The organism is Novosphingobium sp. BL-S-32, assembly GCF_056857055.1.
Genome location: NZ_CM166476.1, coordinates 417,507 through 437,027, shown reverse-complemented (window position 1 = coordinate 437,027; position 19,521 = coordinate 417,507). Strand labels below are relative to the sequence as shown.

Annotated in this window: 16 protein-coding genes; 9 read left to right on the top strand and 7 right to left on the bottom strand. The window is 65.4% G+C overall.

Going from position 1 to position 19,521, the window contains the following annotated elements; genetic code table 11:
* Positions 1 to 17: 17 nt before the first annotated feature.
* From AC1VVK_RS02105 to AC1VVK_RS02085, 5 genes are all read right to left on the bottom strand, one after another.
* Positions 18 to 1,169, bottom strand: a complete 1,152-nt coding sequence (locus tag AC1VVK_RS02105; protein ID WP_482904184.1) for a glycosyltransferase — start codon at positions 1,167 to 1,169, stop codon at positions 18 to 20.
* A gap of 27 nt (positions 1,170 to 1,196) precedes the next feature.
* Positions 1,197 to 1,700, bottom strand: a complete 504-nt coding sequence (locus AC1VVK_RS02100; RefSeq protein WP_482904183.1) for a DUF2141 domain-containing protein — start codon at positions 1,698 to 1,700, stop codon at positions 1,197 to 1,199.
* On the bottom strand, positions 1,697 to 2,641 hold the full coding sequence (locus AC1VVK_RS02095; RefSeq protein ID WP_482904182.1) for a hypothetical protein: 945 nt from the start codon (positions 2,639 to 2,641) through the stop codon (positions 1,697 to 1,699). Before AC1VVK_RS02095 ends, AC1VVK_RS02100 begins: the two co-directional genes overlap by 4 nt.
* Before the next feature lie 28 nt (positions 2,642 to 2,669).
* Entirely contained in the window at positions 2,670 to 3,860 is a 1,191-nt protein-coding gene (locus AC1VVK_RS02090) for a glycosyltransferase (protein ID WP_482904181.1), read from the bottom strand.
* Positions 3,861 to 4,067: 207 nt separating this feature from the next.
* Entirely contained in the window at positions 4,068 to 4,856 is a 789-nt protein-coding gene (locus AC1VVK_RS02085) for a DUF2334 domain-containing protein (RefSeq protein WP_482904180.1), read from the bottom strand.
* 247 nt (positions 4,857 to 5,103) lie between these two features.
* Here AC1VVK_RS02085 and AC1VVK_RS02080 point away from each other — a divergent pair, with 247 nt between their 5' ends.
* Positions 5,104 to 6,930, top strand: a complete 1,827-nt coding sequence (locus AC1VVK_RS02080) for a DEAD/DEAH box helicase (protein ID WP_482904179.1) — start codon at positions 5,104 to 5,106, stop codon at positions 6,928 to 6,930.
* 280 nt (positions 6,931 to 7,210) lie between these two features.
* Here the strand turns inward: AC1VVK_RS02080 and AC1VVK_RS02075 are convergent, their stop codons facing one another.
* Together AC1VVK_RS02075 and AC1VVK_RS02070 are read right to left on the bottom strand one after the other, a co-directional pair.
* A complete protein-coding gene (locus tag AC1VVK_RS02075; RefSeq protein ID WP_482904178.1) occupies positions 7,211 to 7,669 on the bottom strand; it encodes a GreA/GreB family elongation factor in 459 nt (152 codons plus the stop codon).
* The gene (locus tag AC1VVK_RS02070; RefSeq protein WP_482904177.1) at positions 7,666 to 9,543 is read right to left on the bottom strand and encodes an ABC-F family ATP-binding cassette domain-containing protein; all 1,878 of its coding nucleotides are present in this window, start codon (positions 9,541 to 9,543) and stop codon (positions 7,666 to 7,668) included. The genes AC1VVK_RS02075 and AC1VVK_RS02070 overlap by 4 nt, the downstream gene beginning before the upstream one ends.
* Before the next feature lie 149 nt (positions 9,544 to 9,692).
* Between AC1VVK_RS02070 and AC1VVK_RS02065 the strand changes: the two genes are divergently transcribed.
* The 8 genes from AC1VVK_RS02065 to AC1VVK_RS02030 all read left to right on the top strand — a co-directional run bounded on the left by AC1VVK_RS02065 (position 9,693) and on the right by AC1VVK_RS02030 (position 19,444).
* Positions 9,693 to 10,709: an HlyD family secretion protein gene (locus tag AC1VVK_RS02065; protein ID WP_482904176.1), complete on the top strand. Its 1,017-nt coding sequence runs from the start codon at positions 9,693 to 9,695 to the stop codon at positions 10,707 to 10,709.
* On the top strand, positions 10,706 to 12,514 hold the full coding sequence (locus tag AC1VVK_RS02060) for an ATP-binding cassette domain-containing protein (protein ID WP_482904175.1): 1,809 nt from the start codon (positions 10,706 to 10,708) through the stop codon (positions 12,512 to 12,514). The genes AC1VVK_RS02065 and AC1VVK_RS02060 overlap by 4 nt, the downstream gene beginning before the upstream one ends.
* Positions 12,511 to 13,665, top strand: coding sequence for an ABC transporter permease (locus tag AC1VVK_RS02055; RefSeq protein ID WP_482904174.1), 1,155 nt, complete (start codon positions 12,511 to 12,513; stop codon positions 13,663 to 13,665). The genes AC1VVK_RS02060 and AC1VVK_RS02055 overlap by 4 nt, the downstream gene beginning before the upstream one ends.
* A gap of 4 nt (positions 13,666 to 13,669) precedes the next feature.
* Positions 13,670 to 14,806 carry an ABC transporter permease gene (locus tag AC1VVK_RS02050; RefSeq protein WP_482904173.1) on the top strand — a complete coding sequence of 379 codons (1,137 nt, stop codon included), beginning with the start codon at positions 13,670 to 13,672 and terminating at the stop codon, positions 14,804 to 14,806.
* An 18-nt stretch (positions 14,807 to 14,824) separates the two neighbouring features.
* Positions 14,825 to 16,339 carry an efflux transporter outer membrane subunit gene (locus AC1VVK_RS02045; RefSeq protein WP_482904172.1) on the top strand — a complete coding sequence of 505 codons (1,515 nt, stop codon included), beginning with the start codon at positions 14,825 to 14,827 and terminating at the stop codon, positions 16,337 to 16,339.
* 162 nt (positions 16,340 to 16,501) lie between these two features.
* Positions 16,502 to 16,816 carry an FtsB family cell division protein gene (locus AC1VVK_RS02040; protein ID WP_132385425.1) on the top strand — a complete coding sequence of 105 codons (315 nt, stop codon included), beginning with the start codon at positions 16,502 to 16,504 and terminating at the stop codon, positions 16,814 to 16,816.
* Between the two features lie 181 nt (positions 16,817 to 16,997).
* Positions 16,998 to 18,083: a pyruvate dehydrogenase (acetyl-transferring) E1 component subunit alpha gene (pdhA, locus tag AC1VVK_RS02035; RefSeq protein ID WP_482904171.1), complete on the top strand. Its 1,086-nt coding sequence runs from the start codon at positions 16,998 to 17,000 to the stop codon at positions 18,081 to 18,083.
* Positions 18,083 to 19,444, top strand: a complete 1,362-nt coding sequence (locus AC1VVK_RS02030) for a pyruvate dehydrogenase complex E1 component subunit beta (RefSeq protein ID WP_132385423.1) — start codon at positions 18,083 to 18,085, stop codon at positions 19,442 to 19,444. Before pdhA ends, AC1VVK_RS02030 begins: the two co-directional genes overlap by 1 nt.
* Positions 19,445 to 19,521 lie beyond the last annotated feature (77 nt).

The window sequence follows — 19,521 nt, the reverse complement described above, 5'->3', positions numbered from 1 at the left end:
CATGCACTGCCGCCGCATCAGGCCGCGCGCCGGCGCTTGACGAGACTGCTTTCGTAAGCGGCGAACAAGTCGTTGAAATGCTCGTCCATGGTCCGCGCGGTTGCCGCCGGACGCGGACGATCACGCACGACGGTGCGGATCGCTTCGGCGGCGGCGTGGACATCGGCGGCGGCATAAGTCCGCCCGGCGCCATCGCGCGCGTGATCGGCGGCGCCGCCCGCATCGGGGACCACCACCGGGACGCCGCTCGCCCGCGCTTCGGCCGCGGTCATGCAGAACGTTTCCGCCTCGCAGCCGTGGACCAGCGCATCGGCGCTGGCCATGATCCGTGCGAAAGCCAGCCGGTCTCGCTCCGGCGCGAACAGGCGCACGTGCGGGTTTCCGGCGATATGGCGCAGGATCGTGCGATGCTCACGCCCTTCGCCCAGCATGACGAGGCCGATCGGGCTCTCCTGACTGGCCATGCTGACGGCATCGATCACCATGGGCCAGCGCTTTTCGGGTGCAAGGCGGCCCACCGCCAGCAGCAGGGCGGCGCTTTCCGGCAGATCGCAGTCCGCCAGCAGGCGCGCGCGCAAGGCGGGATCGCGCAGGGCGGGCGAGAAGCATTCTGCCTCCACGCCCATCGGGATCGTCATCGTGTGCTGCACGCCCCCTTCGTCGAGACGACGGGACAAGTCGCTGTTGGCGCAGACGACATAATCATAGCGGCGTGAGTGCCGCCGCAGGTGCTCCCAGAATACCGAGAACTGCCGGTCGATGGTCTGGCGGGAAAACACGTCGCCCAGCCAGCGATAGGCATAGGCCGAAAGCGGATCGGCATGCATGACCAGACTGCGCGGCGTGGCCGAGGGCCAATCGGCGACGAGCGAGGCGCTGCGCCATGGCGAAGTGGCTTCCACGAAATCGGGCTCCAGCGCGTCGAGCGCGGCGTGCAGACGCCCCGCCTCGTTGAAATACCAGTATTTGCGGTCGAGGGGAAAGCGCGGGCTTTTGAGCGTGACGATGCGGGCGGCGGGCCCGCGCTCGATCACCGCGTCCTCGTCACCGGGGGCGAGGATGACGATCTCGTGCCCCAGCGTGGGGCCGATGCGCAGCTTCTGCTCGACATAAGTCCGCACGCCGCCGCCCTGCGGCGAGTAGAATGCGCAGACGTCAACGATTCTCATGTTGTTATCCTTGCGACCGGTACTGGCTTAGTTGAGTGGGGCGACGCCCAGCCCGTGGCGATAATTGAGCACGATGCGCAGCGAGGTCATGCCGCTGCCGGCAACGGTGCTGACGCTGCGCACGCTCGGCTTGCCCCAGCCGAGCCGGGGGTTCTGGGAAAAGCCGATGCCGTCGACGCGCCAGTTGAACTTGCGGTCGCTATCGCGGTCGTGAAGCAGGGTGACCGCGAATGTGCCTGGCCCGGGCAGACGCACGCAGAGCTTCGGGTTGCCCGTTGCCGGAACCGGAACTTCCACGCGCCGGAAGGTCTTGCCCGCGCTGACCAGCACGTTGTCGTCGGCCAGGAAATCCTTGTCGTTGGCCGGATAGACTTCGAGCTTGAGCTTGCCGACGCGGTCTTTCAGGCCAACCACTTCGACCTCGAAGGCCGGGCCGCGTTCCCCCGCGCGGCACTGGCCTTCGGCCTTGCCGAGGTCGGGGGTGGAAGGGATCAGCGCGGCGGCGAGCGGGAGCAACAGCGAGAGGCTCATACGGCGATCTCCTCGGGAGCGGCGAGGTCACGGATCGCGAGGAGCGCGCCCAGTACGAGGTGCGTCGCCAGGATCAGGCCTGCCATCAGCGTCATCAGCGGGCCGATGTCGCCCTGATTGCCAAGTGCGAGCACGGCGAAACCGGCGAACAGGAGGTCCTTGTTCGGCATCAGCGGCAGGCGCGAGACGAGCAGGCGCAGCGTCGCCAGGAACAGCCACCAGCTCAGCGGCACTTGCGGCAGGACGATGTGCCACATCACCGCATTCGACAGCGTGGTGAAGGCGATGCGCGCGAGGTGGACCTGCGTGATCATCACCAGTTCGGAGCGCGGCAGCGTGAAGACCTTGCGGCGCAGCAGCATCGTCGCGGCCGAGATCACCACCAGCAGCGCCAGCGAATAGACCAGCATCCGCGAATCGAGCCCCAGCCGCGTCATGCCGACGATCGGCAGCATGATCGCCACCAGCAGCATGGTAACGACATTGCCGGTCATCGCCGAGAGGATCGCCACGTCCTTCACCGCGCCGAACGGCGCCGCCGTCAGCGAAACGCGCTTGCGGGCCCAGGTGTAGAAATAGGCCTCGCCCAGATAGCCGAGCAGCAATTCGTTGTAGATCTTCTTGCGCAGCAGCGCGAGGATGCCGCCGGGCGGAATGCCCCAGAGGCGGTTGAAGATCAGCCATTCGCTGGCCGGGGTGACAAGGTAACCGGCGGCGAAGACCAGCCAGAAGCCGATACTCACGGGCATCATCGCCCGCATCCGCGCGATTTCGAGGCCGCCCATTTCATGGATGACGGCGGCGATGACCGCGAGCGACAGTGCGATCGAGAAAAGAGCCTGCTTGCCGCGATTGGAGGTGCGGTCTTGCGGCGTCAGCTGGATTGGCGGGGCCTGGGGGGGCAGCGCTGGTGGTGCCAGTGCGACGAGGGATTCGTTCACGCGATTCTCCGGGGGTGGGCGCGGGGGCTCAGAAGGTGCGCTGCCAGGACGAGGGCGGCAGCCAGGCGCTCTCGTCGAGCATGCGTATGCGGCTGCGCTCGTGCTCGCGGCGCAGGTCGTCCATGAGGCCGATGTAGCGCGCGGCCGCGCCTTCGATCTCGTAGCGGGATGCAATCGTTCGGGACCGGGCGGGATCGCCCGGCAGTTCGCGGATCCGGGCGAGCCCGTCGGCGAACGCCGCCTCGTCGCCAATGGGCACGAGCAGGCCGGTTCGCCCGCTTTCCAGCAGGCAGGCCATCGATACGCAGCAGTCGGTCGAGAGCACCGGCAACCCGCTCGCCAATGCCTCCACGACAACGCCGGGCAGACCTTCGTAATCCGAACTGAGCACGAAGGCATCGGCTTCGGCCAGCAGCGGATCGATACTGGCAAGATGGCCCGGCAGGCGGATCTGCGCGGTGATGCCAAGTTCGCCGGCAAGCCGCTCGATCGCGGCGCGTTCGGGGCCTTCACCGGCGATGGTGAGCGTGTCGCCCGGCCTTGCCGCACGCGCGAAGGCGCGCAGCATCAGCGGGTGGTTCTTCTGCGATACCAGCCGTCCGGCGGTGAGATAGCGCGTGCCCCAGGCCGAGGCCGGCTTTCGCTCGATCTTGCCGAGGTCGCTCAGCCGGCGGCGGGAGAGGATCGGATTGGCGATCGTCGCCACCTGCCGCGGATGCGCCAGCGTGGTCTCGCGGATTTCGCGGGCCATCGGCTCGGACAGCGCGACCAGCCGGTCGATCATCCGTCCCTGCGCGCGCAGCCAGCCGCCATAGCCGCGCCGGAGCAGCGGCGACATATCGGGCCGGTGGAGCGCATTGCTGACCTTGAGCACCATCGGCGGCACCCGTTCGCCCAGCATGACGCGCATAGCCGCGCCGACCACGGCATACGTGTTCCCGGCAAGGAACAGCACGTCCGCGCGATGTTCGAGCAAGTAGCTGTGAAGGCAGTGGATCATCCACGGCGTTTCCCACGCGGCGGTGGGGAAGGGCGCGGGCAGTTTCCAGTAATCCAGTGCCGGCGCCGATGTCAGATGGCTGCTGCCCGAGCGGCCGAGGACAATCGTCACTTGATGTCCCGCACGGTCCCACTGCGTGGCCAGCCCCAGGGCCACACGTTCGACACCGCCCGGATCGAGGCTGTGGATCGGTATCAGGATCCTGAGCTTGTCCTTCATATTTCCCCCGACGTCGCCGGCGGGCTCGATCCGCAGCCGGCGCGTGCAATTTCCTTCGTGGCGACCCTTGCGGAGCGATGCTCCGAGACGGCGTTTGCGGAGAACCTCTCCGAGGTGGCGTTACTGTTCGGGATCCATGTCGGGTTCGTGACGGCGGCGCGGCGGTCATGTTCCGGACGGAAAAGCGTATTCAAAGCGCCACGCCCGCTAGGGGTTGGCCCTTAGTTCGGCGTACCGCGCGGGTCGGTGGGTGACGGCGAAGCGCTTCAGCGTCGCATCGATGCTGTCGAGCAGCGACGTCTTGGTCACGTCGCCCGGATGGACGGCGATCCGCACTGTGCTCAGCACCCCGAGCGCGGCACGCGCCAGGCCTGCGAAGGCGAGCGAGGAGGCCGTGCGCATCGTCGAGCGGCTTGCCCAGGTGATGACCGGGCCCTTGGCCAGAACCGCGTCGGTCGAGGCGTCCCAGACGCGCCAGTGATCTTCACAGAGCGCGAAATCGGCTTTGCGCAGCGCCGTCCTTGCGCCTTCGCCGTAAAGCCATGCCGGGGCGATGAAACCTGCGCTCTCGCGCCCGATCACGTCCTCGACCAATGCCTTGCCTTCCAGCATGCGGGCGAGGGCCGTGGCATCGTCCAGGCCGAGGAATTCGCCTTCACCGGCGGTCATATGCTTCGCCTTGAAGCGCGCGGCGGCGTCGACGTGTTCGGCCATGTCCTTGTGGAACCAGCCGTGGACGAACATCTCGATCCCGCGATCCGACCATGCCCGCAGCCGCGCCTGAAACGCTCTGTCAGCCTTCAGGGGATGACGGCCCCAGTGATCGGGCACCACCAGCATGGCGAAGTTCGGGCCGCCCAGCCGCCGCTCAAGCAGATCGACCAGTTGCAGCACCGCGAGTTCGCTGCCGGGGCCGACATCGTGGATCGACGCCAGAAGCCGCTTGTTCTGCGGTTTTCGCACGGTTTGAGACAGGCGCTGGGGTGGGGAGGGCATCGTTTTCGTACAGCTCCATGGCTCGCGCCACGCCGACTATGCGTGCCGCGTGACTTTCCCATGACGCCGACGAAGGGGGATTTCCGCAGTCTTGCAGGGATCTCCATCGCCTGAGTGAAATTGGAGCGCGCCAAACCGGGTTTTTTCCGCTATGGCCGCCCAAACACAGACCGATGGGTCGTAAACTCCTCCCCATGTTACCCCCCAAGAGACCGCGCAAGCGGCACAGGACAGATTCGACAAACTCATGACTTTTTCCCAGCTTCCCCAGCCTCTCGCCGACGCGCTTACCGCGCAAGGTTACGAGACCCTGACCCCGGTCCAGGCCGCCGTTGCCGAAGCCGAGGCGCGCGGGCGTGACCTCGTTGTTTCGGCGCAGACCGGCTCGGGCAAGACCGTTGCCTTCGGTATCGCCATGGGCGACGAACTGCTCGCCGACGGCTCGATTCCTTACGCCGAAGCGCCGCTTGCCCTTGCCATCGCACCGACGCGCGAACTGGCGCAGCAGGTCAGCCGCGAGCTTGAATGGCTCTATGGCAAGACCGGCGCGCGCATCGTCACGTGCGTAGGCGGCATGGACCCCGTGCGTGAACGCAAGCAGCTTGAACGCGGCGCGACGATCGTCGTGGGCACGCCCGGCCGCCTTCGCGATCACCTCGAGCGCGGCAAGCTTGACCTCTCGGCGCTGCGAGTCGTTGTGCTCGACGAAGCGGACGAGATGCTCGACATGGGCTTCCGCGAAGACCTTGAGGAAATGCTCGACGCGATGCCGGCAGGCCGCCGCACGCTGCTGTTCTCGGCCACCATGCCGCGCCCGATCGAAGCACTGGCCCGCCGTTATCAGAACGACGCGCTGCGCATCTCGACGATGAGCGAGAACCGTGGCCACGGCGACATTGCCTATCAGGCCGTCACCGTCGCTCCCGCCGATGTCGAGAACGCCGTGGTCAACCTGCTGCGTCTTCATGACGCCGAGACCGCGATCCTGTTCTGCGCCACGCGCGACAATGTGAAGCATCTCCACTCGACGCTGACCGAGCGCGGCTTCTCCGCCGTGGCGCTGTCGGGCGAGCATTCGCAGAACGAGCGTAACAACGCGCTTCAGGCGCTGCGCGACAAGCGCGCCCGCGTCTGCGTCGCCACCGACGTTGCCGCGCGCGGCATCGATCTTCCCTCGCTGACGCTGGTCATCCACGTGGAGATCCCGCGCGATGCCGAAACGCTTCAGCACCGTTCGGGCCGTACTGGCCGTGCGGGCAAGAAGGGCACTGCCGTCATCGTCGTGCCGTTCCCGCGCCGTCGCCGCGTCGAAGGCATGCTGCGCGGCGCGCGCATTGAGGCGGACTGGATCGCGGCGCCGACCCCCGAGGTCATCCGCGCGGCTGACCGTGGCCGCCTGATGGAAAAGCTGCTGGCCCCGGTCGAGGCTGACGAGGAAGATCGCGAGATCGCCCGCGAAATCCTCGACAAGGTTAGCGCCGAGGATCTCGCCGCCGCGCTGGTTCGCGCTCACCGCGCCGCCATGCCGCAGCCGGAAGAGCTGATCGGCAGCAGCCCTGAGGCCCGCGAGGCGCGCCAGCGTCCGGGATTCGACGATGTCGTGTGGTTCACCATGGATATCGGCCGTGCCCAGCACGCCGATCCGCGCTGGATACTGCCGCTGCTGTGCCGTCGTGGTCACGTCACCCGCAATGCGGTGGGCCAGATCCGCATCGGCGCCGACCAGACGCACTTCCAGATCCCGCGCGCGCAGGCTGACCAGTTCATCCGCGCCGTGGAGCGCACTGCGCATGACGAGAGCGGCGACGTGGAAAACACCATCCGCATCGAACTCGCGACCGATACGCCGCGCGATGTCGCGCGCGACCGTCGTCGTGACCGTGAAGGCCCGCAGGGCCGTGGACGCAAGCCGCACGGCCGTGAAGAAGGTGGACGTGGCGGCTACGAAGGCCAGCGTTACCAGCCGCGTCCGACCGGCGGTCGTCCGGAACGGAGCGGTGGCGGTGCCACGGGTCCGGGCGGCGGCAAGCCGTTCCACAAGAAGCCGAAGAAGGGTGGCCGTCAGCCTTACTGAGGCTGATGGCATGATGGGGATGCAGGTTCCTGCATCCCGTCTGCCCAAATGGTGATCTGCCGCCGACGTAAAACCGTGCGGCGACCCAAACCCTATCCATGACACAATAAACCCGTCGTCCCCGCGAAGGCGGGGACCCCGCTTTTCTTGCGCCGAGGCAAAAAGATAGCGGGGCCCCCGCCTTCGCGGGGACGACGGGTCTTATTCGGTAGGTTTTGTTTCGGGAAAATATCTCAGGCTTGCTCAGGTCCCGATTGGGGCCAGCATACAGCTAAGCCTCTCAGACAAGCAGTTCGATAACCTCGATCGCCTCGTCCTGCCCATTGAAATCCACGAACTCACCTGCTTCCGCGCCCAGCAGGGCACGGGCGAGCGGTGCGGTGAAGGCAAGGTCGCCCTTGGCCGGATCGGCCTCATCGTGCCCGACAATGCGCACATCGCGCGTCTTGCCATTCAACACAAACCGCACCCGGTGTCCGAACATCACGGTATCGCCCGAAGGCGCGGGCTGGACTTCGGCCGTCGCCAGCCGCTTGCGCCAATATCGCAAATCGCGCTTGGCGGTATTGAGCGCGGTTTCCTCGGTCAGCGTCGGGATCTGCGCCTCCAGCGCGGCGATCCGTGCCTTGACGAGTTCCAGCCCCTCGCTCGTCACAAGGTTGGGGCCGGGCGGGATCGGCACTTCGAACTTGGGTTCGAGATGCTCCTCGTCCCCGTCGCGGCGGAAGGCGACGCTCACGCCGTCTTGCCCATGAGCATGTCCATCGCCTCATTGGCCTCGAACCAGCCCATTTCCGCGACTTCCAGGTCATCGGCGGCCTGCGTGCGGCGCTTGCCGAGTTCGCCGAAGTTCAGTTTGGCAAGATCGCCCTTGGCGGCAGCCGGATCGGCCAGCGCGGCGTCGAGCGCGTCGAGCTGCTGCTGGATGCGCTTCATGCGCGTCTCGGCCTCGGTGACTTTCTTGCGCAGGGCCTTCAGTTCCTCGCGGGCGATGGCGCCGGACTTGCGCGCGGGCTTGCCGTCGCCCTGATCGGCAGCCGACTTGGGCTGGTTCCGGCCGAGCACGAAATCGATGTAGTCCTCGATCGAACCGTCGTAGTTCGTCGCCGTGCCCTGATCGACCAGCACGAGCCGGTCGGCGGCCAGTTCGACCATGTGACGGTCGTGGCTGACCAGGATCACCGCGCCTTCGAAGGCATTGAGTGCCTGCACCAGCGCTTCGCGCGCATCGACGTCGAGGTGGTTGGTCGGTTCGTCGAGGATCAGCATGTGCGGCGCATCGCGCGTCACCAGGGCCAGCGCCAGACGGGCGCGCTCGCCGCCCGAGAGCGTGCCGATGCTCGCCGTCGCGCGGTCTCCCGAGAAACCGAAGCGGCCAAGCTGACCGCGCACCGCCACCGGGGCCTTGCCGACCATGGCGCGGGTCATCAGTTCGAGCGGGGTCGAATCGGTTGGCAGTTCCTCGACCTGATACTGCGTGAAGTAGCCGACGCGGATCTTGGGCGAGAAAGTGAGCGAGCCTTCCATCGGCTGAAGCTGGCGGGCCAGCAGGCGCGCCAGCGTGGTCTTGCCGTTGCCGTTGCGGCCGAGCAGGGCGATGCGATCCTCGGGATCGATACGGAGATTGAGGCGGCGCAGGATCGGCTTGTCTGCCTCGTAGCCCACCGAAGCAAGGTCGAGCGTGACGAGCGGTGGGCGCAGTTCGTCGGGGCTGGGGAAGTCGAAGCTGAGCGAGGGATCGTCGATCATCGCCGCGATCGGCTGCATCTTGGCCAGCATCTTGGCGCGCGACTGGGCCTGCTTGGCGGTGGAGGCGCGAGCCGAATTGCGCGCGACATAGTCGGCCAGCTTCTTGCGTTGCGCATCCTGATTGGCGCGCGCGGCGGCTGCCTGCGCGGCGCGTTCGGCGCGGATGCGCTCGAAGCTGTCATAGGTGCCCGGATAAAGCGTCAGCTTGCCGTGTTGCAGGTGCAGGATGTGATCGACCACGTTGTTGAGCAGATCGCGCTCGTGGCTGATGACGATCAGCGTCTTGGGATAGGACTGGAGGAAATTCTCCAGCCACAGCGTCGCTTCAAGGTCGAGGTGGTTCGACGGTTCGTCGAGCAGCAGCACGTCGGGCTGCGAGAACAGCAGGCCTGCCAGCGCCACGCGCATTTTCCAGCCGCCCGAAAAACTGTCGAGCGGGCGGCCCTGCATCTCCTCGTCGAAGCCGAGGCCGACAAGGATGCGGGCGGCGCGTGCCGGGGCGGTGTAGGCGTCGATGGCGATGAGGCGATCGTGGATGTCACCAAGGCGATGGGGCTCGGTGCAGGTTTCCGATTCCTCGAGCAGGGTGGTGCGCTCGACATCGGCGTCAAGGACGGCTTCAAAGGCCGTTCGGGTACCGCTAGGTGCTTCCTGGGCGATATAGCCGAGCCGCGCGCGGCGGGGCATGTCGATCGAGCCGCCGTCGGGTTCCAGTTCGCCGATGATCGCCTTGACCAGCGTGGACTTGCCCGCGCCGTTGCGGCCGATCAGGCCGACTTTGCCGCCATTGGGAATGGTGGCGGCGGCCTGGTCGAGGATGGTGCGCCCGCCAAGGCGAACGGAGATGTCACGGATCGTCAGCATGGAAGGCCGCCTAGAGGCTTTCGCGCGCCGTGGAAACACCCCCTGCGGAACATTCCTGCGCGGCCGAGGTTTGCTTCGCTGCGATGCAGTGTATGTATGTGCATGGTATTGCCCAAGTATCGCCAGCGATTCACCCCGGGGGGCCGTTGATGAAGAAGAGCGTGATCGCCGCGATTGCCGTTGTGCTGGTGCTGGCGGCAGGTCTCGTCTGGTGGATTGCGCGGGGGCACCATGCTTCCGATGAGATCGTGCTCCACGGCAATGTCGATATCCGGCAGGTTTCGCTGGCTTTCGATGGTTCGGGGCGGGTTACCCAGATGGCTGTCGAGGAAGGTGACGCGGTTCGCGCCGCGCAGGTTCTGGCGCGGCTCGATACGGTGACGCTGGGCCTTCAGGCACGCAATGCCGATGCGCAGGCCGCCGCAATGCGCGAAAATCTGCGCAAGTTGCAGAACGGCACCCGCCCGGAGGACCTTGCGCAGGCTCGCGCGCGGGTGGCCTCCGCCCAGGCTAGTGCAGCCCGCGCGGCGGACGATTACAAGCGGGCGCAATCGGTCTCTGCCAATACGGCGGGACGCGGGGTAAGCGGGCAGGAACTCGATCAGGCCCGCAGCGCTTCGCAGATGGCCAATGCCCAGCTCAAGGAAGCCAGTGAAGCGCTGAATCTGGCGGTTCGCGGCCCCCGCGCAGAGGATATCGCTGCCGCCGAAGCACAAGTGAAAAGCGCCGAGGCCCAACTCGCGCTGTTCCACCACCAGATCGATCAGGGCGAGTTGAAGTCACCGGCGGACGCCGTCGTCCGCTCGCGCCTGCTTGAAGTGGGCGACATGGCCACTCCGCAAAAACCAGTATTCGAACTTGCGCTCACCAGTCCCAAGTGGATCCGCGTCTATGTAGAGGAAGCGGATCTGGGGCGGGTCCGCATCGGCCAGCAGGCGCGCGTGGCCAGTGACAGTTTTCCGGACCAATCGGTCGCCGGCACCGTGGGGTTCATTTCTTCCGTCGCCGAATTCACGCCCAAGTCGGTGGAGACCGAATCGCTGCGGACGGCGCTTGTCTACGAAGTTCGCGTGCGGGTCGACGACAAGGAGGGCCGTCTCAGGCTCGGTCAGCCAGTGACGGTGCGGATCGATCCCGGAAACACAAAGGCGGGGCGCGCCCCGTGAGCACCGCCACCGCGCCATTGGACGCGGTCGGCGATCTGACCGTCGCCTGCGAAGGCCTGCGCAAGGTCTTCAACGGGCCGGACGGCAAGCCTTTCGATGCGGTGCATGATCTCTCGTTTTCGCTGCGTGCGGGCACGATTTCCGCGCTCGTCGGACCGGACGGCGCCGGCAAGACCACGCTCATGCGGATGCTTACCGGGCTGCTGAAGGCGGACGGCGGCACGCTGAAAGTGCTCGGCATCGATGTCGCGGCTCATCCGCAGGCAGTGCAGGACCGGATCAGCTACATGCCGCAGCGTTTCGGGCTCTACGAGGATCTCAGCGTGCAGGAGAACCTCGATCTCTACGCGGATCTCCATGGCGTTCCGCAAGACGTGCGGGCCGAGCGCTTCAAGCGCATGCTCGAGATGACCGACATGGCGCGCTTCACGGGGCGGGCGGCGGGCAATCTCTCGGGCGGGATGAAGCAGAAGCTGGGGCTTGCCTGCACGCTGGTGCGCGTGCCCGATCTGCTGCTGCTCGATGAGCCGAGCGTCGGCGTCGATCCGCTTTCGCGGCGAGACCTTTGGGAAATCATCGAGCAACTCATCGAATCCGACGGTCTCAGTGTTCTGGTCAGCACGGCCTATATGGACGAGGCCGAACGCTGCGACGAAGTTCTGGTCATGGATCATGGCCGTCTGCTCGCACAGGACACGCCGGCCGAAATCACGGCCAGAGCGCGTGGCCTCACCTATCTCGCCTCGCCGGCGCCCGGCACGCCCGCACGCGACTTGCAGGCGCGGCTGATCGACGCCCCGGAGCGGGTGATCGATGCAGTGCCTCGCGGTGGGGCGGTTCGGTTCATCCGCCAGCCCGACACGCCGGTCGAAAGACTGGACGATCTGTTGCAGGGGCGGCCCGTCGAGGAACGCGGCGAGGAACTGGAAGACGCCTTCATGCTCCTGTTGCGCCAGCATAACGCGGGCGGAAAGCCGGACGCCACGCACGAGGCGGCATCGCAGGATGCCCTTGTCTCTCCCGCTCCTCCCGATCAGACGGAGGGGGAGAACGTCATTCACGTGCGCGATCTCGTGCGCAAGTTCGGGGATTTCACCGCCGTTGCCAACACGTCCTTCGATGTGCGGCGCGGGGAGATATTCGGACTGCTCGGTCCCAATGGCGCAGGTAAGACGACGACGTTCCGCATGCTCTGCGGCCTGCTTCCGGCAACCAGCGGTACTCTGGAAGTCGCGGGCGTGAACTTGCGCCGAGCGCGGGCCGAAGCGCGGCGGCGGATCGGTTACGTGGCGCAGAAGTTCTCGCTCTATGCCAATATCTCCGTGCGCGAGAACCTGGAGTTCTTCGGCGGTGCGTATGGTCTGCGCGGGCCCGCGCTCAAGCAGCGCGTCCAGACCATCGTCGAGCAATTCGGGCTCGATCCCGCTGCCACGAGCGGTGCCCTCCCGCACGGCTACAGGCAGCGCCTCGCCATGGCGGCAGGGCTGGTGCACGAGCCGGAGATCCTCTTCCTCGACGAGCCGACCAGCGGCATCGATCCGCTCGCCCGCCGGGCTTTCTGGAGGACCATCACTTCGCTTTCCCAGTCCGGGGTGACCATTATCGTCACCACCCACTTCATGGAGGAAGCCGAATACTGCGACCGCATCGCCATTCAGGATGCCGGTCACATGCTGGCGCTGGGGACGCCGCAGGAAGTGCGGGAGCAGGCTGGCGGTGACAGCGTCGACGACATGAATGAGGCTTTCATCGCCATCGTCGAACAAGGCCGCGCGCACGACGCCGAGGAGAAAACGGCGGCATGAACGGCACGGAAAAAGGCACAGGCAACGGCGAAAGCGCGTTCACGACCCGGCTTGTGGCGCTGGTCCGCAAGGAGACGCGGCAGATGTTGCGCGATCGCAGCAACCTCGCGGTGGGCCTCCTGCTTCCCGTCGCGCTGATCCTGCTGTTCGGGTTCGGCCTTTCGTTCGACGTTCGCCATGCCCCGATCGCGCTCATCATGCAGGACCGGTCGGAAGGTGCGCGCGAGATCGTGTCGGGGCTGCGCGGTTCGGCCTATCTCGATCCTGTCGATGTGGAGACGATGGAAGAGGCCAGCAGGATGCTGCGCGATGGCAAAGTTGATGCCATCGTTCAGATTTCAAGCGATTTCGCCCGTCGTCAGGTCAAGGGCGGCGCGCAGATCCAGCTTATCCTGAACGGGGTGGATTCGACCACGGCGCAGACGCTGGAAGCCTATGTGCAGGGCGCCGTGGCGACGGCCATGGCGCGTCAGGCCGACCGCGGCGGCGTGGTTTCGCCGGGCGGTTCGGTCATGCTGATGACGCGGACGTGGTTCAACGAGGAAGGGAACAGTCGCTGGTATCTCGTGCCGGGGCTGGTGGTGCTCATCATGACGCTGGTGGGGGCCTTTCTCAGTTCGCTGCTGATTGCCCGCGAGTGGGAGCGAGGCACGCTGGAATCGCTGTTCGTGACGCCGGTGCAGCCGCTCGAACTCGTGCTCGCCAAGCTGGCGCCCTATATCGTTGTCGGGCTGATCGACCTTGCGATGTGTCTGCTGGCGGCGGTGTTCCTGTTCGGCGTGCCGATCCGGGGATCACTGTTGGCGATCGTTGTCGTCTCAATCCTCTATCTGCTGGTCTCGCTGCTGGTCGGCCTGCTGATATCCGGGGTGACGCGCAACCAGTTCGCGGCAAGCCAGGTGGCGCTGCTGATCAGCTTCATGCCCGCGCTCATGCTGTCGGGCTTCATCTTCGATTTGCGCAATATTCCCATCGCCGTACGCATCGTCGCCGAGTTCCTGCCGGCTACGCATTTCATGGGTGTTATCAAGACGCTGTTCCTTGCCGGGACCGACTGGGGAATGGTGGCGAGCAACAGTGCGATCCTGATCGGCTACATCCTCGTCTTCACCTTCCTGACCCGCCGCACCTTGCGCAAGCGACTGGACTGATCCGATGGCCCCGGCCCCAAATCGCTTTCCAAATCGCGCCGTTGCATGGCTGGCCGAAGTCGCCTTCCTGTTCCGCAAGGAAGTGCTGGCGCTGTTCAAGGACCCGGCCAATCGCATCATCCTGTTCGCGCCGGCCTTCATCCAGACGCTGCTGTTCGGCTACGGCGCGATCCTCGATCTTCAGCATGTGCCCTATGCGCTGTTGGACCAGAGCCGAGGGCAGGCGGCGAGCGAACTGATCGCGCGACTGGACGGCACCGGCGTATTCTCGCGGCAGGCGACGCTGGACAACACCAACCAGATCGCGCCGCTGATAGACCGCCAGAAAGTACTCATGGCGATCACGATCCCCGCCGATTTCGATCGACGACTGGCGAGCGGCGAGGATGCGCCGGTGCAGGTCGTGTTCGATGGGCGCAATTCGACGACGGCGGGCTCGGCAGCGGCCTATGTCGCCTCGGTCGTGCAAGCGTTCAACGCCTCGCGCAGCGGCGTGCAAGGTGTGACCGTGGTGCGCCGCGCCTGGTTCAATCCCAATCTCGAATCGCGCTGGCAGATATTGCCCGCCATGATTGCAACCCTGTCGATGTTGCAAACGATGCTGCTCGCCGCGCTTTCGGTCGCCCGCGAGCGGGAGCAGGGGACGTTCGATCAGTTGCTGGTCACGCCGATGACGCCGCTCCAGATCCTGGTGGGCAAGGCGCTGCCCTCGATCGTCGTAGGCTTGCTCCAGTCGACCATCGTGTTGCTGATCGTGCTCCTCTGGTTCCGGGTGCCGATGAGCGGTTCGCCCTTTTTGCTCTATTTCGGGCTACTCTGCTTCAATATCGCATCGGTGGGTATCGGCATGACGCTTTCGGCCTTCGCGCTGAACATGCAGCAGGCGATGCTCTTCTCGTTCATGCTGATCATGCCGCTGACGCTGCTTTCCGGCATGCTCACACCGATCCGCAACATGCCCCTGGTGCTTCAGTACGTTACATATGTGAACCCGCTGAGATTCGGCGTTGCCATCGTGCGCCGGGTCTATCTCGAAGGGGCCGGGCTTGGCGAGATCGCCCCCAATTTCCTGCCTTTGCTGGCCGTGGCGGCGGTTACGTTGCCGCTTTCGGCGTGGCTGTTCCGTCATCGGCTTGCCTGAATGCGAGGATATCCTGCCATGTCTCGTGCCCGGATCAACGCCTGTCTCCCGCTCGCGGCCGTGCTGGCGATCAGCCTTGGCGCGTCCGGCTGCACGGTCGGGCCCAACTTCAAGGCGCCCGTAGCAGAGGCTCCGAACGACTGGTCACAATGGCGCAGTGGAACCGGCGATGTGGTGGCCATCCCTGCCGGCGCGCAGGCCATGCCGGCCGAGTGGTGGACCCTGCTTGGCGATCCCGTGCTGAACGATCTCGAACGCCGCGCGCTTGCCGCCAGTCCCGATCTACGGACGGCAGCGCTCCATTTTGCTCAAGCCCGCGCCCAGCGCGGTGAGGTCGCTTCCGAGGGGCTGCCACAAGTCAACGGAAGCGCCAGCGTCACGCGCGAACGGATGAGCGAATACGGCGCATCGACCCGCCTCTTTGACATACTGGCGGGAGACAATCGCAATCAGCTTGCCCAGTACCTCGCCCGGCCATTTACGCTCTTTCAGGGCGGTTTCGATGCAGGTTGGGAGATCGACCTGTGGGGCAAGGTTCGCCGCTCGGTCGAAGCGGCCGATGCCAATGTCGCCGGGCAGGGGGCGCTGCTCGATTTGACGCGGCTCTCGGTCACCGCCGAAGTGGCACAGGCCTATTTCGCGATGCGCAGCGCGCAGGCGCAAGGCGCGGTTGCCGGGGAGGATATCGCCCTGCTCAAGGACCGCGTGGGGCTGGTCGGTGCCCGCGTCGATGGCGGGATGAACGATCACACCGCGATCGAGAGCGATCAGGCCAGCTTGCGCGCGTCGGAGGCGAATCTGCCCGCGCTTCAGGCGGAGGCGGCTGTGCAGGCCAACCGCATCGCGCTGGCTCTGGGCGTTCAGCCGGGAACGCTGCGGGACGAATTGAAACCGGCCGCGATGGGGCCGGTGCCTCCCGCACTGCCCGACCTGTCGCTGGGCCTGCCGTCCGAAGTGGCGCTGCGCCGGCCGGACGTGCGCGCGGCGGAGGCCAAGCTCCATGCGGCGACGGCGCAGATCGGCGTCGCGACCGCCGATCTCTATCCCACCATTACGCTGGGCGGTGGTTTCGGCCTGGAAAGCTACCGTTCGCAGAACCTGTTCGATTGGGCGAGCCGCACCTGGCAGATCGGCCCGAGCCTCAGCCTGCCGATATTCGACGGCGGCCGCCGCCGCGCGACAGTGGAGTTGCGCAAGCTGGAGCAGCGCGCGGCAGCGGTGAACTTCCAGGTTGCGGTACTCAAGGCGTGGCAGGAGATTGACGATGCGCTCACCGGCTACACGGCCGACTGGCAAGCGCGCGAGCGCCTGTCCCAGCGCCTAGAACATGCGCGCGCCAATGCCGAACTGGTGGAGGCGCGATACAAAGGGGGGCAGGTCAACTACCTTCCGGTGATCGACGCTCGCCGCGCGGTTCTGGCGGCAACGCGCGAACTCGACGACAGTGACGCCCGCCTGCGCACCCGTCTCGCTGCGATCAACAAGGCTATCGGTAATGTTCCGCCGTCCGCTCCGCAGTCGGCAATGCGATGACCGATCGCGCTAGGCGCGCAGGGTTTGGATCCGGATAAGAGTTATCAACACTTATATCGACGGTTTTGCGGTGCAATGATCCCTCTGGACCTGTCGCTAAAGAGTGCGAATCGCGTAATATTCGTACTTGCAACGCGGAATCACTTGTGATTCTATCACGGCATGAGGGCCATGCGTCACGACACCAACCTTGCGAAGGAGCGTTTGGTACAGGGTTCTGCCCTGGCCTTGCTGCTGCTCATGGGCGGCTTCGCTATTGCGGGGCCCAGCGGCGTGCTGGCGTGGGGTGAAAACCAGCGGCTGCTGGAGCAACGGCGAGAGAAGCTGGCCGAGCTTGAAAGCCAGCGCGATCACCTCAAAAACCGCGTGGCCCTGCTGGATTCGCGCAAGGTTGATCCGGATCTTGCCGGCGAACTTCTGCGTGCCAATCTGAATGTCGCGCGCCCTGACGAAATGGTCATGCTGATCAAGCGCTGACTTTCCGTCGGTTTTCGGGCTTAGGTATTGGCCCGGCTCGATTTCCATGCTGCGATGCAACATTTCCATTTGCCATAATTTTTGTGCTGAATACGGCAAATTTCCGTCATCGTGCTTTCGATTTCCGCGCGGCGTCCTATAAGCGGCGAGAAATCAATCGCACCAACGATGGGGAGTCCCGTTGCCCAAAGCCAAGAGTGACGCCGGGTCCGGCGCCGAGCCAGCCGCAGTACCGGCACAGGACGAAGACTTTGCGCTGCACAGCCTCCAGGAATCACTGGAAGCCGACAAGCGCTACACGCCCAGCAAGGAAGAACTGCTCCACTTCTATGAGCAGATGTTGCTCATTCGCCGCTTCGAGGAAAAGGCGGGCCAGCTTTACGGCCTCGGCCTGATCGGCGGTTTCTGCCATCTCTACATCGGCCAGGAAGCCGTTGCCGTGGGCCTTCAGTCCGCGCTCGATTCCAACCGCGACTCGGTCATCACCGGTTATCGCGATCATGGCCATATGCTTGCCTACGGCATCGATCCCAAGCTGATCATGGCCGAGCTGACCGGCCGTGCGGCCGGCATCTCGCGCGGCAAGGGCGGCTCGATGCACATGTTTAGCGTGGACCATAAGTTCTACGGCGGACACGGCATTGTCGGTGCGCAGGTCTCGCTCGGCGCGGGCCTCGCTTTCGCGCACAAGTACCGTGAAGACGGCGGCGTCGCGATGGCCTACTTCGGCGACGGCGCGGCCAACCAGGGCCAGGTCTACGAGAGCTTCAACATGGCGGCTCTCTGGAAGCTCCCGATCATCTTCGTGATCGAGAACAACGGCTATGCCATGGGCACCGCCGTGAAGCGCGGCTCGGCCGAGACGCATTTCTATCGTCGCGGCACCGCGTTCCGGATTCCCGGCATGCAGGTCGACGGCATGGACGTGCTCGAAGTCCGCAAGGCAGCCGAAGTGGCGCTCGAATACGTGCGTGCGGGCAATGGCCCGGTGCTCATGGAGCTGAATACCTACCGCTATCGTGGCCACTCGATGTCGGACCCGGCGAAGTATCGCAGCCGCGAGGAAGTGCAGGACGTGCGTGAGAAGCGCGACCCGATCGACCACGCGAAGACCGAGCTGCTGGCCCTGGGCGTGGACGAAGCCGCGCTCAAGGAAATCGACAAGCGCGTCCGCGCTGCCGTGGCGGAATCGGCCGACTTTGCCGAAAATTCGCCCGAACCCGAAGCTGCTGAACTCTATACTGACGTCCTGGTGGAGCGCTACTGATGGCGATCGAACTCAAGATGCCGGCGCTCTCTCCGACGATGGAAGAGGGCAAGCTTGCCCGCTGGCTGGTGAAGGAAGGCGACGAAGTCACTTCGGGTGACATCCTCGCCGAAATCGAGACCGACAAGGCCACGATGGAATTCGAATCCATCGATGAAGGCACCATCGGCAAGATCCTCGTGCCCGAAGGTACCGAGGGTGTGAAGGTCGGCACCGTGATTGCCGTTCTCGCTGGCGAGGGCGAGGACGCTTCGGCGGTTTCCGCCCCCGCTCCGAAGGCAGAGGCTGCCCCCGCAGCCGAAGCCGCGCCCGCTGCTGCCGCTTCGGCGCCGGCTCCGGTCGCTGCGAAGAAGGATCCCGAGATCCCCTTCGGCACCAACATGAAGACCTCGACCGTTCGTGAAGCTCTGCGCGACGCCATGGCCGAGGAAATGCGCCGCGACGACCGCATCTTCGTGATGGGTGAGGAAGTGGCCGAGTACCAGGGCGCCTACAAGGTGACCCAGGGGCTGCTTGAAGAATTCGGCCCGCGCCGCGTGATCGACACGCCGATCACCGAATACGGCTTTGCCGGCATCGGCACCGGCGCCGCCATGGGCGGCCTGCGTCCGATCATCGAGTTCATGACGTTCAACTTCGCCATGCAGGCGATCGACCACATCATCAACTCGGCGGCCAAGACCAACTACATGTCGGGCGGCCAGATGCGTTGCCCCATCGTGTTCCGCGGTCCGAACGGTGCGGCCTCGCGCGTGGGTGCGCAGCACTCGCAGAACTACGGTCCGTGGTATGCCAACGTCCCCGGCCTGATCGTGATCGCGCCTTACGACGCTTCGGACGCCAAGGGCCTGCTCAAGGCAGCCATCCGTAGCGAAGATCCGGTCGTTTTCCTTGAGAACGAGCTGATCTACGGTCGCACGTTCGAACTGCCCGAACTCGACGATCACGTCCTGCCGATCGGCAAGGCGCGCATCATGCGTGAAGGCAAGGACGTGACCATCGTGTCTTACTCGATCGGCGTCGGCCTCGCGCTCGAAGCCGCCGAGCAGCTGGCTGGCGAGGGCATCGATGCCGAAGTCATCGACCTGCGCACCCTGCGCCCGCTCGACAAGGAAACGGTGCTGGCCAGCCTTGCGAAGACCAACCGCATCGTGGTTGCCGAAGAAGGTTTCCCGGTCTGCTCGATCGCTTCGGAAATCTCGGCGATCTGCATGGAGGACGGCTTCGACGACCTCGATGCCCCGGTGGTCCGCGTCTGCAACGAGGACGTGCCGCTGCCTTACGCGGCGAACCTCGAAAAGCTCGCGCTGATCGACACGCCGCGCATCGTCGAGGCAGTGCGCAAGGTCTGCTATCGTTAAGGCCCTGGTGCCGATTTGGCGTAAGCGCTGACAAGTAAGACGGCGGCGAAGCGAAGGCTTCGCCGCCGTTTTACGTT

Excerpts from the sequence above, each read along its gene's own strand:
- AC1VVK_RS02105 (WP_482904184.1), bottom strand. The coding sequence starts at position 1,169 with ATGAGAATCGTTGACGTCTGCGCATTCTACTCGCCGCAGGGCGGCGGC.
- AC1VVK_RS02100 (WP_482904183.1), bottom strand. The coding sequence starts at position 1,700 with ATGAGCCTCTCGCTGTTGCTCCCGCTCGCCGCCGCGCTGATCCCTTCC.
- AC1VVK_RS02090 (WP_482904181.1), bottom strand. The coding sequence starts at position 3,860 with ATGAAGGACAAGCTCAGGATCCTGATACCGATCCACAGCCTCGATCCG.
- AC1VVK_RS02085 (WP_482904180.1), bottom strand. The coding sequence starts at position 4,856 with ATGCCCTCCCCACCCCAGCGCCTGTCTCAAACCGTGCGAAAACCGCAG.
- AC1VVK_RS02080 (WP_482904179.1), top strand. The coding sequence starts at position 5,104 with ATGACTTTTTCCCAGCTTCCCCAGCCTCTCGCCGACGCGCTTACCGCG.
- AC1VVK_RS02070 (WP_482904177.1), bottom strand. The coding sequence starts at position 9,543 with ATGCTGACGATCCGTGACATCTCCGTTCGCCTTGGCGGGCGCACCATC.
- AC1VVK_RS02065 (WP_482904176.1), top strand. The coding sequence starts at position 9,693 with ATGAAGAAGAGCGTGATCGCCGCGATTGCCGTTGTGCTGGTGCTGGCG.
- AC1VVK_RS02055 (WP_482904174.1), top strand. The coding sequence starts at position 12,511 with ATGAACGGCACGGAAAAAGGCACAGGCAACGGCGAAAGCGCGTTCACG.
- AC1VVK_RS02050 (WP_482904173.1), top strand. The coding sequence starts at position 13,670 with ATGGCCCCGGCCCCAAATCGCTTTCCAAATCGCGCCGTTGCATGGCTG.
- AC1VVK_RS02045 (WP_482904172.1), top strand. The coding sequence starts at position 14,825 with ATGTCTCGTGCCCGGATCAACGCCTGTCTCCCGCTCGCGGCCGTGCTG.
- AC1VVK_RS02040 (WP_132385425.1), top strand. The coding sequence starts at position 16,502 with ATGAGGGCCATGCGTCACGACACCAACCTTGCGAAGGAGCGTTTGGTA.
- AC1VVK_RS02030 (WP_132385423.1), top strand. The coding sequence starts at position 18,083 with ATGGCGATCGAACTCAAGATGCCGGCGCTCTCTCCGACGATGGAAGAG.